This is a genomic window from Endozoicomonas sp. 8E, assembly GCF_032883915.1.
Classification (GTDB): domain Bacteria; phylum Pseudomonadota; class Gammaproteobacteria; order Pseudomonadales; family Endozoicomonadaceae; genus Endozoicomonas_A.
This window is the reverse complement of the sequence record NZ_CP120717.1, coordinates 3,681,639-3,695,259: the sequence shown is the minus strand read 5'-3', so window position 1 is coordinate 3,695,259 and position 13,621 is coordinate 3,681,639. Positions and strand designations below refer to the sequence as shown.

General features: G+C 43.0%; 11 protein-coding genes. 6 read left to right on the top strand and 5 right to left on the bottom strand.

Annotated features, from left to right (window positions below; genetic code table 11):
• Nucleotides 1–39 precede the first annotated feature (39 nt).
• Both P6910_RS12100 and P6910_RS12095 read right to left on the bottom strand, forming a co-directional pair.
• A complete protein-coding gene (locus P6910_RS12100; RefSeq protein ID WP_317141552.1) occupies nucleotides 40–522 on the bottom strand; it encodes a L,D-transpeptidase in 483 nt (160 codons plus the stop codon).
• Between the two features lie 66 nt (nucleotides 523–588).
• On the bottom strand, nucleotides 589–1,236 hold the full coding sequence (locus tag P6910_RS12095; protein ID WP_317141551.1) for a TetR/AcrR family transcriptional regulator: 648 nt from the start codon (nucleotides 1,234–1,236) through the stop codon (nucleotides 589–591).
• 369 nt (nucleotides 1,237–1,605) lie between these two features.
• Between P6910_RS12095 and P6910_RS12090 the strand changes: the two genes are divergently transcribed.
• The 5 genes from P6910_RS12090 (at nucleotide 1,606) to P6910_RS12070 (ending at nucleotide 8,783) form a co-directional block, all read left to right on the top strand.
• A complete protein-coding gene (locus tag P6910_RS12090) occupies nucleotides 1,606–3,321 on the top strand; it encodes a serpin family protein (RefSeq protein ID WP_317141550.1) in 1,716 nt (571 codons plus the stop codon).
• A gap of 204 nt (nucleotides 3,322–3,525) precedes the next feature.
• Entirely contained in the window at nucleotides 3,526–5,268 is a 1,743-nt protein-coding gene (locus P6910_RS12085) for a serpin family protein (protein WP_317141549.1), read from the top strand.
• Between the two features lie 327 nt (nucleotides 5,269–5,595).
• A complete protein-coding gene (locus tag P6910_RS12080) occupies nucleotides 5,596–7,320 on the top strand; it encodes a serpin family protein (protein WP_317146489.1) in 1,725 nt (574 codons plus the stop codon).
• Nucleotides 7,321–7,562: 242 nt separating this feature from the next.
• A complete protein-coding gene (gene lexA / locus P6910_RS12075) occupies nucleotides 7,563–8,165 on the top strand; it encodes a transcriptional repressor LexA (protein WP_410493908.1) in 603 nt (200 codons plus the stop codon).
• Nucleotides 8,166–8,288: 123 nt separating this feature from the next.
• Nucleotides 8,289–8,783, top strand: a complete 495-nt coding sequence (locus tag P6910_RS12070; protein ID WP_317146488.1) for a SulA-like leucine-rich domain-containing protein — start codon at nucleotides 8,289–8,291, stop codon at nucleotides 8,781–8,783.
• Between the two features lie 26 nt (nucleotides 8,784–8,809).
• On the opposite strand, the gene P6910_RS12065 is transcribed toward P6910_RS12070, so the two are convergent.
• Nucleotides 8,810–9,052, bottom strand: coding sequence for a hypothetical protein (locus tag P6910_RS12065; RefSeq protein ID WP_317146487.1), 243 nt, complete (start codon nucleotides 9,050–9,052; stop codon nucleotides 8,810–8,812).
• A gap of 340 nt (nucleotides 9,053–9,392) precedes the next feature.
• Here P6910_RS12065 and P6910_RS12060 point away from each other — a divergent pair, with 340 nt between their 5' ends.
• Nucleotides 9,393–10,016, top strand: coding sequence for a hypothetical protein (locus tag P6910_RS12060; RefSeq protein WP_317146486.1), 624 nt, complete (start codon nucleotides 9,393–9,395; stop codon nucleotides 10,014–10,016).
• A gap of 302 nt (nucleotides 10,017–10,318) precedes the next feature.
• Here the strand turns inward: P6910_RS12060 and P6910_RS12055 are convergent, their stop codons facing one another.
• Both P6910_RS12055 and topA read right to left on the bottom strand, forming a co-directional pair.
• Nucleotides 10,319–10,825: a DUF6586 family protein gene (locus tag P6910_RS12055; protein ID WP_317146485.1), complete on the bottom strand. Its 507-nt coding sequence runs from the start codon at nucleotides 10,823–10,825 to the stop codon at nucleotides 10,319–10,321.
• Between the two features lie 55 nt (nucleotides 10,826–10,880).
• On the bottom strand, nucleotides 10,881–13,523 hold the full coding sequence (gene topA / locus P6910_RS12050) for a type I DNA topoisomerase (protein ID WP_317146484.1): 2,643 nt from the start codon (nucleotides 13,521–13,523) through the stop codon (nucleotides 10,881–10,883).
• Between the last annotated feature and the right edge of the window lie 98 nt (nucleotides 13,524–13,621).

The window sequence follows — 13,621 nt, the reverse complement described above, 5'->3', positions numbered from 1 at the left end:
ACTTTTCTTGCTCTCCTGACCCGTCTGCATGCGATAAAACTACTCAGGCAGAATATCAATAGTAGTTCCAGGAAGAACCCGGTCAAATAAATCAATCATGTCATGACCATGCATCCTGATACAGCCCCTTGAACCCGGCTCGCCCATCACAGCGGTATCGGGCGATCCGTGGATATAGATATATCGTCGCATGGTATCGACATTTCCCAGACGGTTGTAGCCGGGTTCAAGACCACTTAACCAGAGAATTCTGCTCAAAATCCAGTCCCGACGTTCAGAGTATTGTCGAAGTAGTTCGGGTGAATAGATCTCACCCGTATAGCGTCTTCCTACAAAAACAGCATGGAGAGGGAGACCCTCACCGATTTTCGCACGAATAATATGATGCCCCAGTGGAGTCTGCCAGCTGCCTTCCTGCTGCCCTGTTCCCCTACTGGCGGTTGATACAGAGTAACAAATCGTTGCTGCACCCTTTTGTATCAGCTCCAGGGTCTGCGAGGCAATTCTAACATTAATGTGCACAGATGAATCTCGTATTGACTGGCTTTGATGTGGCTCAGGCTTGAGAGCCTGCAACCCGAATAAACATTATCGACCATTATCATAGGTGGCATGAGCGCGCAGACCAGCTGCCATAAATGGCACCATTCTTCTCATAATGTTCTCAAGATTGTCATCAATGTCATAATCTCTCTCGGCAATGGAGAGAAGTGCACCGGCGCCAGACACTGAGAAGACAGCAGAACCAAGACTGAAATAGGTACGCCAGAATTTATCGGCTATCGGAAGGTCAGGACAGGCTTTGAACAGCAACTCAAAGTATCGGCTGAAGACGGTTCCATAAGTTTCCGTCAGATAACGCTTCAAATGCCCCTGGTTCTGTGTGAAAGCCAGCCCCATGAGTTTCATAAAAATAGAGATGTCATCGGGTCTTCTGGGTTTCACAGCAAGAATATGGTCAACAAGTATCTCAAGCACAGCTTCAAGATCAGGTGGCCCACTCTGATCGGACCACTCATCCAGAGTGGTATCCAGCCCTTTCATGAAGGGGTCCAGAAAACGGGTAAAAACCGCCTGTATCAGGGCTTTTTTGGAGCCAAAGTGATAGTTCACTGCAGCCAGGTTAACCCCTGCCTGCTTGGTAATGGTTCTTAAGGAAGTTTCTGAGAAGCCATGTTCAGCGAAGAGCAGCTCGGCTGAATCCAGAATTCTTTCGACAGTAGAAAGTTGTGCCATGGTACAAAGCATTTTATAAGTTTATTAAACGACTGTTTAAAACCTACGTATCTGGCCCTGAACTGTCAAGGCTGCTGCAGCTTGAATCGACATCAAGTCAGCGCTTCGAGCCAATGCTCTGGACGACCTTGCATACCCATTATCTTACACTCTATGACAGCCACCCTTCAGGTGCATTCAAACGCACCACTTTATTGCAGGGAGCAAGGCGTTATCGTAACTGACTAACCGGTTAGTGATTTTTGCGAAAACAAATTCTTAACTATTAGATGTAAATGGCTGCGTCGTGACTCACGATTTACAGCTATTTCAAAGCGTGGACGCAGTGAGTTCGCTGACTATTTAGTTATCAGGAAAGGAGTTAAGCCTATGCAACCTCTCGGATATTCAATAGAACGAACATCACTGTCACCGCAGCCATTAAATCTGCCAGACACATCCTCCAAGATCACCGTAGTGGCTTCTCAGGTCGTTAAAAATCTGATGGATAGAGTAAAATTCTCAATTCTGGACTTTACCGGCGAATCAAGTATAGCGCTGTCTTCTGTTGGCCTGGCTGCCAATCTTGGCATGCTTCTGGCGAGCATGGATGATAAAGACAAGAAGGCAATGATTCTGGGAATCCCCGTAGAAGCCTTAACGGATGAGCTGGAGACTGAAATCCACAAAGAACTCGGCCAGCTCAGTGTAAACCACGCTTACGTTAAGCATCCTGGTCAAAAACAGGCAATCTCTTGTACTAACTTTATAGCGATTAAAGATGCCAGCAGGAATGAGCAGTTTGAAAAGAGGCTGTCTGAATGTTATCAAACCGAACTTGAGTGTCATGTCAGTTGCGTAGCGGACGTCACAGAAACATACATTAAGGAGAAAACCAATGGCAAAATTAACAGCTTGTTTGATGGTTATTCTGAAGCTCAACGGCATGAAATTACAGCGGCCATAGTTAATGCGATGAGTTTCGATTTCCAGGGCATCTGGGAGACAAGTCTATCTTCAGATAAAATCACCACGGGCAATTTTATGTGTACAACTGAAATTGATTTAAAGAAAGTTAAGATGATGAGTACAACTGATAATTTCCCAATTGCTGACAACGGAAAATTCATTGCCATTGCCAAAGAATTAAAATCTATAAATGGAGAAAACCTTAGATTGGTCGCAATAAAACCGCGTATTGAATCTACGTTCTTAATTACACTTCTTGATTCTGAAACAATTGATCACCTGATTGAAAGATTAAATGATAATAAAATGACATTAAACGTAAAGCTACCAAAAATAAACATGGAAACTTGTGAAAACCAATTATTCAAAAGAATTCATCAGGCATGTGAAATCAACACACTAGTAGCAGGAGATTTATCAAAATTAGGCGAACAGGCAGACCAAAATTTAAATATGATTCAGAACATTACAGTAACCGTTGATGAACAAGATGCTTGCAAGCCAGTTACCAATGCCGAAAAAACCACCGTAAAGGACGATCCTGAAATCCCTGACTTTGAATTTCTATGCCCTGGCTACATTGGCATTGTAGACTCAGAAGGTAATCGGTTGCTTGATTTGGTCATTAAGGATGACAGATTTTTGGAAACCGTGGAAAACCAGGACTCTGACGATCTGATGTTTGATAGCTTTGATGACTCTGATAGCTTTGATGACTCCGATAGCGATGATGATCTAACTCCCAAAAGAAACTATACATTTGATGCTAGATGGTACGCAGTTCAAAAAAGCGCAAATAATATAAAAAATATTGAAGACGCTATTGAAATTAGAATCAATGAGTTTCTTTCCAATCCTCTTCGCTATGGTGATATGACTATTTTAATACAACATAGATTTAACCAGGATGAAGAGCTTGATATTATTAACGCTCGGGTAAAGTGCTTACCCGAACTAGATATCGATGTCGCTTCTTTGGATGACGCCAAAAATCTTAAAAAAAGAATATTAGAATTAATTGGAGAAGAATATAAGGATTTATTTAGGTTTGAAAATTTTATCGAATATTTTAGAGTTGAAGTTAAATCTAATGCATGGGATACTCTGCTGAAAAAGTTAACTGCTAGTAAATCGTGAATAAATATAATGCTAAATTCAGGGACTGATCAGCTCCGGAGTTTTTTATTAGCAACAGTTTCTAAGCATAGTAAACACGACAAACCCAACCGATATTTCAGTAAAGCCTGACAATGCTGTAATCGTCATTTATGGCTATTTGCAATAGCATGGAAGCAGTGAGTTTATTCTCACTTAATTTGTAGCAACCAAGGAGAGAATACTATGGACTCTTTTACCCACTCAACCGGAACAACTAGATCTTTAAGCCAAACTATGCAATGGCAGCCATCTAATATACCAGCAACTTCCTTCGAGATCACCTCACAGGCTTCAAAGATTGTTAAAAAACTAATGAATAAACTGTCACTAGCGATCTTGTGTACTCAAGGTGAAAAAGACGACAAAAGCAAGGTAGTCTCTTCTGTCAGCCTGACTCCGGTAGTGGGTATGATTCTGTTGAGTATGGATGATAAAGCCAGAAAGGCATTGATTCTCGGAATCCCCGAAGAATCCTTAACCGATGAGCTGGAGACTGAAATCCATAAAAAACTCGGTGAATTCAGCAAAGACCACTCTTACGGTAATCATGGTGATGAAGATCAGGCAGTCTTTTGCGCTAACTTTATAGCGACCAGGGATGCTACCAGAAATGAGCAGTTTGAACAGAATCTGTCTGAATGCTATCAAACTAAAAAGTTGGAGTGTCATGACAGTTGCATAGGGAAAGTTACAGAAGATTTCATTAATGAGAAAACCAATGGAAGAATTAAAAAGTTGTTTGAAGGTTATTCGAAAACTCAACTGGATAAAATTTCAGCGGTCATAGGTAATGTGATGGAATTCCTGTGTAGCTGGGAGCATACGTTTCCTCTAAAAAATACATGCGCGCGTTCATTTCTATGTGCAGATGGAACTCGTATTGATAATGTCAAGATGATGAGAATGACAGAAGTCTGTCACTATTCTTTTAATAATATATTTGGTGCCATTGCCAAAAATTTCCGATCTGCGAATGGAGAAGAGCTTAAATTAGTTGCGATAACACCGCAAAAAGAAAGTGCGACAGCAATTAACAGACTTGATTCCGGAACAATTGATTATCTGATTGACGGTTTAAATCGCAATAAAGCCAAATTTCATATAACACTACCTAAAATAAAGATAGAAAACAGTTGTGATTCTCAATTACTCGAGAAAATTTGCAAGGAATTTGGAACCGATGTAATACGCGCAGAAGACTTATCAAGACTCGGCAACTTTTGGAATCATGATTTTAAGGTTTTTCAGAAGATCACAACAACCATTGATGAAGAAGGTGCTCGAGGCAAGGTTGCAACTAAGGCAGAAATTACTGAAAGGGGTCTTTCTAAAATCCCCAGCTTTGGTTTTGTCTGCCCTGGTTACATGGCCATTGTAGACAAAAAAGGTAATCGGTTACTTGAGTTAATCGTTAAGGATGGCGACTTTTTTGAATTTTATCCAGGCGAAGAAAACTCAGCTAAAACTTTGAAATCTAATGACATGAAAGCTGATAAAAGTTTGAAACCTAATGACTTGATAGCTGATAGCAAAAGAACTTCTATGGAAAATTCTACAGATCACACAAAAAGATTTGCATCCAAAATAGACGTAAAAACAACTGAAAAAACTATTCAATCTATAAAAGACAAGTTAAATGATGATAAATATTTTTTGAGTCTTGATGTAAGCGCATTAATACATCATAGTTTTGATCCGAATGGGGAATTTAATATCAAAAGTGCTGATGCAACTAAATCTGAATTATCTATCAAAACTGACAGCAAGGAAAACGCCATTAAAATCAAAGAAAAAATAATAGAATGGCTTAATTACAAAAATCAATGTTTTATTGAAATTTGGGAGGATTCTAATCGCTTTAAGGTAGATATTTCATTTTCTGCCTGGGATACAATTCGGGAGAAATTAACTTCTAAACAATCATAGATATATACAATGCCAAATCCGGAGATTAACCACCTCCGGATTTTTTATTAACAAAAGCTTAACCTATAGTGGTCCCCATAGGTTACAAAGACGGACAATTAAAGTTTTCGGGCAGAGATACCTCCACTATGGCAACCAGACTCTATTGCAGGGAATAAGGTGTTATCGTAACTAACTAACCGGTCAGTGATTTCAGAGAAAGGAAATACTTTAATATCAATTAGTAATGGCAATGCTGCAACTCAACATTTATGTCTATTTGCTCAGCATGGAAGCAGTGAGTTTATTCTCACTAATTAATTTGTATCAGGAAAAGGAGAGAAGACTATGGACTCTATCAGACCTTCTATCAATACGGCGCAGTGGCAGCCATTTAATCTGCCAGACTCATCCTTTGAGACCACCTCACAAGCTTCTGATATTGTTAAAAAACTGCTGGACAAAGTGTCATTAGGCATCCTCAGCGCTAAAGGTGTCAGGGACGACGAAAGCAAAGTAGTGTCTTCTACCAGTCTGGCTCCGGTTTTGGGAATGCTTCTTGCGTGTATGGATGATAAAGCCAGGAAGGCAGCAGTTCTGGGTATCTCTGAAGAACAATTAACTGATGAGCTGGAGACTCAAATCCATAAAAAACTCGGTGAATTCAGTGTAAACCATCCTTACGCCGAAGATCCGGATCTGAAACAGGCAATGTCTTGTACCAACTTTATAGGTTCTGCCTCTGCCGTCATGAATGAGCAGCTTAATCAGATACTGTCTGAATGTTATCAAACCGAAAAGCTGGAACGTCCTGACCATGAGAGGTGCCTGGCCGACGTCGCAGAAGACTTCGTGAAAGAGAAGACCAATGGAAAAATCAAAAAGTTGTTTCATGGTCATTCTAAAGCTCGACGAGAACTGATTAAAACGGTAATTGGCAATGTGATGGAATTCGACGGTTTCTGGGAGCGTCCATTTTCTAAAGAAAAAACTGCCTCAGGCAAATTTATTTGCGCAGACGGAAGTATGATTGAAAACGTCAAGATGATGAAATCAACTGAAAATGTTCAATTTTTTGATAACAGAAAGTTTGGTGCCATTGGCAAAGAATTCCGATCAGTGAATGGTGAAGATCTTAAATTAGTCGCAATAATAACGCCTGATGACAGTCCGACAGGGATTAATAACCTTGATTCTGATACAATCAATCACCTGATTGACGGATTAAATGGCCGTAAAAAAAAGATGGATCTAATGCTACCCAAAATAAAAATAGACGGCAGTTGTGACACCAATTTACTCGAAAAGATTTCTCAGACATTTGGAGCCGATGTCATAAAGTCTGAAGATTTAACAAGATTAGGCCAACCCTCAAATTGTGATCTGGAAATTCTTCAGAAGACCAAAGTATCCATTAATGAAGAGGGAGCTTATGGTCAAGTTGCCACTGCCGCAACAAGAACGCTCAGAGGCTTCGGTGCAAAAAAACCACCACACTTTCATTTTGTCTCCCCTGGTTACATTGCCATTGTAGATGGACAAGGCAATCGGTTGGTGGAGATGCTGATTAAAGATGGCAGTTTTTTAGAATTTTATGCGGCCGGGAAAAACTCAGCTGAAAGCTTGAAATCTAATGATTTGAAATCTGATAAAAGAGCGAATCCTAATGACTTGGTAGCTGACAGCGAAATGACACCCATCGAAAATAATACAAATTACAGAAAAATACTTGAATCAAAAAAAGACGCAAAAATTATTGAAGAAACTATTAATTCTTTAAAATATAGGTTGTCTGACGATGAAAGTGTTGATGTGAGTAAACTAATACAACATAGGATTGACCCGAAAGGGGATTTTAATGTCAAAAGTGCCAATGCATTTAATTCTAAATTAGTTATCGAAACTGATATTAAGGAAAACGCCTTTGAAATCAAAGAAGAAATATTAGAATGGCTTGGTTACGAATATGATAGTTTTGTTAAAGTTTGGCATACTTATGATGGTTTTGAAGTAGAAGTTTCACGTGATGCCTGGGATACACTGCGAAATAAATTAACTTCTACACAATCATAAATAAATAAAATGCCAAATCCGGAGATTAACCATCTCCGGATTTTTTATTCAAAAAAGCTTCAGAGAAGTAGCTTGCGAATTTCAGTCAACAGTTCATCAGTATAGTGGCAAAGCATGCCGCATCTGCACCATTGACAACCCTGTTGTTTGTTTTTGCTCATCGTCCCAGCCATAATAACTTGCCAGGACAGAAATACTGTATATAATCACAGATACTGTATAAAAAAACAGATTGAGTGACCATGATCAAACTGACTAAACGGCAATCCGAGATACTGGACCTGATCAAATCTCATATTGAAGAGACAGGTTTCCCACCCACCAGGGCCGAAATCGCCAAGACTTTCGGCTTTCGCTCACCTAATGCTGCAGAAGAACATCTCAGGGCGCTGGCCCGTAAAGGCGCTATCGAGATTACCCCCGGAGCCTCCCGTGGTATCCGCATTCCAGACAGCCAGCCTGAAGGCCTTCCGATTATTGGGCAGGTTGCTGCCGGTAACCCGATCCTCGCCCAGGAACATATCGAAGACCACCTTATGCTCAACCCCGCTTTCTTCAATCCGTCGGCAGACTTCCTGCTGAGAGTGAAAGGGATGAGCATGAAGGACGTCGGGATTCTTGATGGTGACCTGCTGGCCGTTCACAAGACAACAGATGTTCGAAACGGTCAGGTTGTCGTCGCACGGATTGAAGATGATGTCACCGTGAAAAGATTCGAGAAACAAAAAAACAGAATATTGCTGCATCCGGAAAACGACGAATTCGAAACCATAGTCGTTGATCTCACTCAGGATGTTTTTGCGATCGAAGGTTTAAGTGTCGGAGTCATCAGAAATCAGTCCTGAAGCAGAACTTGATGAGCTATTGACCATTATTCCAAAGACACTACCCGCGGCTGTTGTTTAAGCCCCACTACGCTGAAGTGCGAATAACAAAAAGCGTCCGGGCTATGCCAGGAGGAAGAATTTATGCTGTACCGAACAAGCAGTGAAAGGCACAATTTTTCAGCCTCAAGCTTTCAGACCAATAAAGTTTGTAATAACCGCCCTCCCCTGAAAAAGACTTTATCAGGGAAAACTAAAAATTCTCTGAAACCCAGTATTAATGAACTCATTCTGTCAGGCCAACCCTGGCAGGCCGAACAGCTCCTGACACCCATTCTCAGTCAGCTTTCCAGCGACAGTGATCGTTGGTTGACCTTGATTCTGACCGATAAATCAGACAACAGAACCCTGCACTGGTTAAAGAATTGCGATTTAAATCATGACAAGGTGCAAATCTTTAGCTCCAACAATATTAATCAGACATTGGAGCTCACCAGAAAAGCGCTGGCATCCGGAACCAGCCACACAGTCATCAGTTGGCTGGGACATTTGGATAAAGGGTGGTTAAGTAAGCTTGAAAGCGCAGCCAGGAATGGACAGTGTCAGGGGCTGGCTATTCGCAGCAGACAGGTTGCATGATGCCTGTCATTTTCATGAAAATAGAGTCAATGCAGTACTCTGTTCTCAGGAATCTCTTCTTCGGAGGATTGCGGACGAGTGAGTTCAGCAACTTCGCGCATGCCAGCATCAAACATGACCTTTGCCACTTGCAGATGGTCCCCTTCAAGATACTGTTTGGCTTCCTCTGAAAACTTCATAGTCAGCAGGGGCTCACCCTCGTCATCACTGCGTCGCAGAACAATCTCTCCTGTTGGAAGTTCCACAATTTCCAAAAACGATGCAGCCATAGTTCGTTCCATAAATAGCGTATAAGAGGGAGAAATCATGCAGCATTGTGACTTATGATGCAATAGGTCAGTCTGAACATCATTTAAATAAATCGGTGTCTTCTTATCAAAACCAACTTCTCAAATCACAAAAGTTAGAGGAAGAGCTCGCGTTTATACAAAGAAAACATCTGCAAGAATAAAGAACGAGCCTAACATGTGGCTCCAGCTGACTGCGGTCGGCACAGCAGCTGGACCCAGCGTTATGTGGCTAAAATAAGTATTGCCTGCTATACCACGTCTTACTTTAGTGTCTTGGTGCATAAAAATGAAATGCTACATATGCTCATTGCTGGTATGTTTGACTCTTATTTCATCTAGTTCTTATGGTCAGTTAGGCTTTTGGAAGGGTTATTCGATAAGTGAAAACCTCAGAGACACATATTTGCGAACCCTGAAAATAGATAAGTTAAACGACGATAATACCTTTTCAGCAAACACAACAATATCTGAGAGAGACGGTTCTTCTTTAGCAAACTTCCATGCAGTCGGACAAGTGTATTTTTATGAAACCGGTTATAACATTTCATATGTTGAAACATTTGTGAGCGGTATCCTTTGTGACCTCTCAGGCTGTTGGAAGTCACCTATAGGACTCTTCGGTGATGCAACTATTTCACACGAAGGTGTAGTGATACACGGTCAATGGAGGGAAGTAGGTTTAGTTGGTTCTGTGGGGGCAGAATTTCAATTGAACCTACAGCCAAATATTAGTAATATTGCACAAAACCAATCTCTTTGCGGTATAACACATCAATGTAGCTTCCCGGAAAAAAATATCTACATTAAACAAACTCCAAATTTCTACTTTAACTTTACTCTTGCTCCTCAAAATTTTTCCCTCCAGGCTTCAACAAATACATCGTTAACTGTTGTGAGTTTTAATGAGTCAACATATGATGTTTTTTTAAGATTCAGCCATTAGCAGAATGTATAATTAAAGGGCAACCTATTAATGTAGAAATAAACTGTAATAATAATATTACCAGCTACGAATACAACGCTGAAGTTAATGCTGATGAATGCGGTATAGAAGTTTGTGCATCCTCTGCAATGACAACACCACCTCCAATGACAACATCATCTGCAATGACAACATCATCTGCAATGACAACATCGTTTGTTGAGTTTTTATAAACGTTCTCTGGCAGTCTAATAATAATTCTACTTAATGAAGGTGTGTTTTTTAATGGCTAACCCGACAGCCAAGGCGGGTAAAAAATCCAATCACCATTCAAGATTGAAATTTCTGAAGTGCCCTACCAACTCCTTGAGGGAGGCAAGAATACTCTTGGCACTTTCTGGCGTCTTAATACCTTTGGTGACTTCACTAGTATCCGAAGCGATCATAATCAGATCGCTACTGCTTGGATATGATTGTATATTATCTTTAATATTTGAAATATCGTCATAAGCTTTAAGTAAAGCTGCCAGCCAACTGTCCGATGACTCCAGTTGCTTTAACTGCTCGAGTTCAGACACTTCTGCCGGTTGCTTATCCATCAATCTGCAAGCATCTTCCAGAGACAGCAACCGGGTCAGCTGCTTACCGTAGGGAGACAGTATCTCCGCCAGCATCGAGGAATAGGCTTGACTGGCATGCATCAGAAATGCCTCTCGAAAAGCCTCCTGCTCAAAAGCTTCTGCCCTTTCCCAGGCATCCAGCTGTAAACGGGCATAGTGTAACTTTTTGTTGGTATGGGAACGCCACTGCTCAGACATAATCTTTCTCAAAAATAGAAAGACCTCCACGGATCTCGGTGAAGGTCTTGTTTGTGACGAGGCCAGATCAGGATTTTTTGCGCTTTTTGGTGACTTTTTCTTCCCACCTGCCTTCCTGGAAGGTAGCACTCCACCCTGTCGCCTTACCTTCAGACTCACTCATAACATACTGAGTCCTGGTTTTGCGACTGTAGCGAATGATTGCGGGATTACCATCAGCATCCTGTCTCGGTGCATCCAGAAGATAATGATACTTTGGATCAATAGCCGCCTGATGCGGGATCAGTTCACTCACCAGAGGAGCACGGGTCTCACGGTTCTTCGGGAACTGACTGGCCGCCAGAAAAAGGCCTGAGGCACCATCTCTGAGAATATAATGATCATCCACTTTCAGACATTTGAGCTCAGGCATGGGTACCGGATCCATTTTTGGGGGAGCCGCCTCCCCGCTTTTCAACAGCTTGCGGGTGTTTTTACACTCGCTGTTGGTGCAACCAAAGTATTTGCCAAAGCGTCCGGATTTGAGCTGCATCTCAGAACCGCACTTGTCACACTCTAGCACGGGACCGTCATAACCCTTGAGTTTGAACTGACCTTTTTCCACCTCATAGCCTGAGCAGTCCGGGTTATTACCACAGACGTGAAGCTTACGCTGCTCATCAATCAGGTAGCTTTCCATCGCCGTAGAACACTTGGGACAACGATGCATGGCCCGCAAAGCGTTAACTTCTGCATTCTCATCGTCAGCATCTTCAACTTCTTCGCCAGGCACCAGATTAATGGTACATTTGCAGCGTTCCTTGGGTGGAAGCGAGTAACCGGAACAGCCCAGGAATACCCCCGTACTGGCCGTGCGAATCATCATATCCCTGCCGCAATCAGGACATTTGATATCGGTAGGAGAAGGGTCATTGGATCGCATACCGGCGCTGTCGTCTTCAGCCTGCTCCAGCTTGCTGCTGAAATCACTGTAGAAACTGTCCAGCAGGTTTTTCCAGTTCTCACCACCTTCAGCCACTACATCCAGATTGGACTCCATCTTGGCGGTAAAGTTGTAATCCATAAGATCATGGAAATTCTCAACCAGCCGGTCTGTGACAATATCGCCCATTTTCTCGGCATAGAAACGCCGATTTTTCAGGGAAACATAACCGCGATCCTGGATAGTCGAAATAATGGAAGCGTAAGTCGAGGGCCTGCCTATTCCACGCTTCTCCAGCTCCTTTACCAGAGCCGCTTCACTGAAGCGAGCTGGCGGTTTTGTAAACAGCTGTTTCGGGTCCAGTTTTTTCAGATCCAGCGGATCACCTTTTTCCAGAGCCGGCAGAATGATGTCTTCGCCCTTCTTGGCTATGGCCGCCATAACCCGGGTATAACCATCAAACTTGAGGGTTCTGCCCCTCGCCTTGAGATCACAATCGTGCACCCGAACTGTCAGGGACGTACTGAGGTATTCCGCAGGCGTCATCTGACAGGCAACAAACTGTCTCCAGATCAGTTCATAGAGTCGCTCTGCATCTTTCTCAAGACCGGAAATAGAGCCTGGCTCAGCAGTCACTGAGGAAGGACGTATTGCTTCGTGCGCCTCCTGAGCGCCTTCTTTACTGGAATACCGGTTTGGCTTTTCAGGCAGATACCTTGGGCCGAACGTACCATCAATAAACTCCCGGGCACGCTCCACCGCTTCCTGGCTCAGATTGGTCGAGTCAGTACGCATGTAAGTAATGTGACCCGCTTCATAAAGGCGTTGGGCCATCATCATGGTCTTCTTGACACTGAAACCCAGACGGGTACTGGCCGCCTGCTGCAGTGTTGAGGTAATAAAGGGTGCAGAAGGACGACTTCGGGTTGGTTTGTCTTCACGTACGGTCAGCTTGTAATCAGCCTGCCTCAGCTTTTCAAGAACAACCCCGGTGGCAGCCTCACTGGCAGGTCTGAAGGCATCCCCGGCTTCTTTGGCCACCTGAAAACGAATAACTTCTCCATTTTCCGTAGCCAGGTCGGCATACACTTCCCAGTACTCTTCCGGGATAAAGCTTCTGACTTCACGCTCCCGCTCAACAATCAACTTGACCGCTACTGACTGTACCCGCCCTGCTGACAGGCCACGGGCAATTTTTGCCCAGAGCAGGGGGGAAACCATATAACCTACTACTCGGTCGAGGAACCGCCTTGCCTGCTGGGCATTAACCCGGTCAATATTGAGAGAGCCGGGCTCTTTGAAAGCTTCCTGAATGGCATTTCTGGTAATTTCGTTGAAGACTACCCGCCGATAACGACCAGGCTCCCCCCCAATGGCCTCCTGAAGATGCCATGCGATGGCCTCTCCTTCACGGTCCAAATCTGTTGCGAGGTAAATTGTATCAGCCGATGCGGCCAGGCGACGCAACTCATCAACCACCTTCTCTTTGCCAGGCAGAATCTCGTAACGGGCCTGCCATCCTTTTTCAGGGTTGATGCCCATTCTTTCAATCAGTTGCTCTTTAGCTTTGCGCTTCTTGTGGATGATTTTCTGCTCAGGAGATAGCTTACGTGTCTCAGCAGCAGCCTTTGCCCGAGCTTTGGGGTCCACAGGCTTCTTGGAGCCACCTGCGGTGGGCAGATCACGGATGTGACCAACACTGGACTTAACAACAAAGTCCTTGCCCAGATATTTGTTTATTGTCTTCGCCTTGGCCGGCGATTCGACGATAACTAAAGATTTACCCATGCTACCTTACACGTCCTGTAATCAGCTCCATTGTTCCGGTTATGCTGACCAGCCTGGAAAAAAGATCATAAAACACTCAGTGCTGTCTGCGACCAAAA

What these genes read in the sequence shown, in the direction of transcription:
- P6910_RS12080 (WP_317146489.1), top strand. Translation starts at nt 5,596, where the DNA reads ATGGACTCTATCAGACCTTCTATCAATACGGCGCAGTGGCAGCCATTT.
- P6910_RS12065 (WP_317146487.1), bottom strand. Translation starts at nt 9,052, where the DNA reads ATGGCTGCATCGTTTTTGGAAATTGTGGAACTTCCAACAGGAGAGATT.
- P6910_RS12070 (WP_317146488.1), top strand. Translation starts at nt 8,289, where the DNA reads ATGCTGTACCGAACAAGCAGTGAAAGGCACAATTTTTCAGCCTCAAGC.
- P6910_RS12090 (WP_317141550.1), top strand. Translation starts at nt 1,606, where the DNA reads ATGCAACCTCTCGGATATTCAATAGAACGAACATCACTGTCACCGCAG.
- topA (WP_317146484.1), bottom strand. Translation starts at nt 13,523, where the DNA reads ATGGGTAAATCTTTAGTTATCGTCGAATCGCCGGCCAAGGCGAAGACA.
- P6910_RS12085 (WP_317141549.1), top strand. Translation starts at nt 3,526, where the DNA reads ATGGACTCTTTTACCCACTCAACCGGAACAACTAGATCTTTAAGCCAA.
- P6910_RS12095 (WP_317141551.1), bottom strand. Translation starts at nt 1,236, where the DNA reads ATGGCACAACTTTCTACTGTCGAAAGAATTCTGGATTCAGCCGAGCTG.
- lexA (WP_410493908.1), top strand. Translation starts at nt 7,563, where the DNA reads ATGATCAAACTGACTAAACGGCAATCCGAGATACTGGACCTGATCAAA.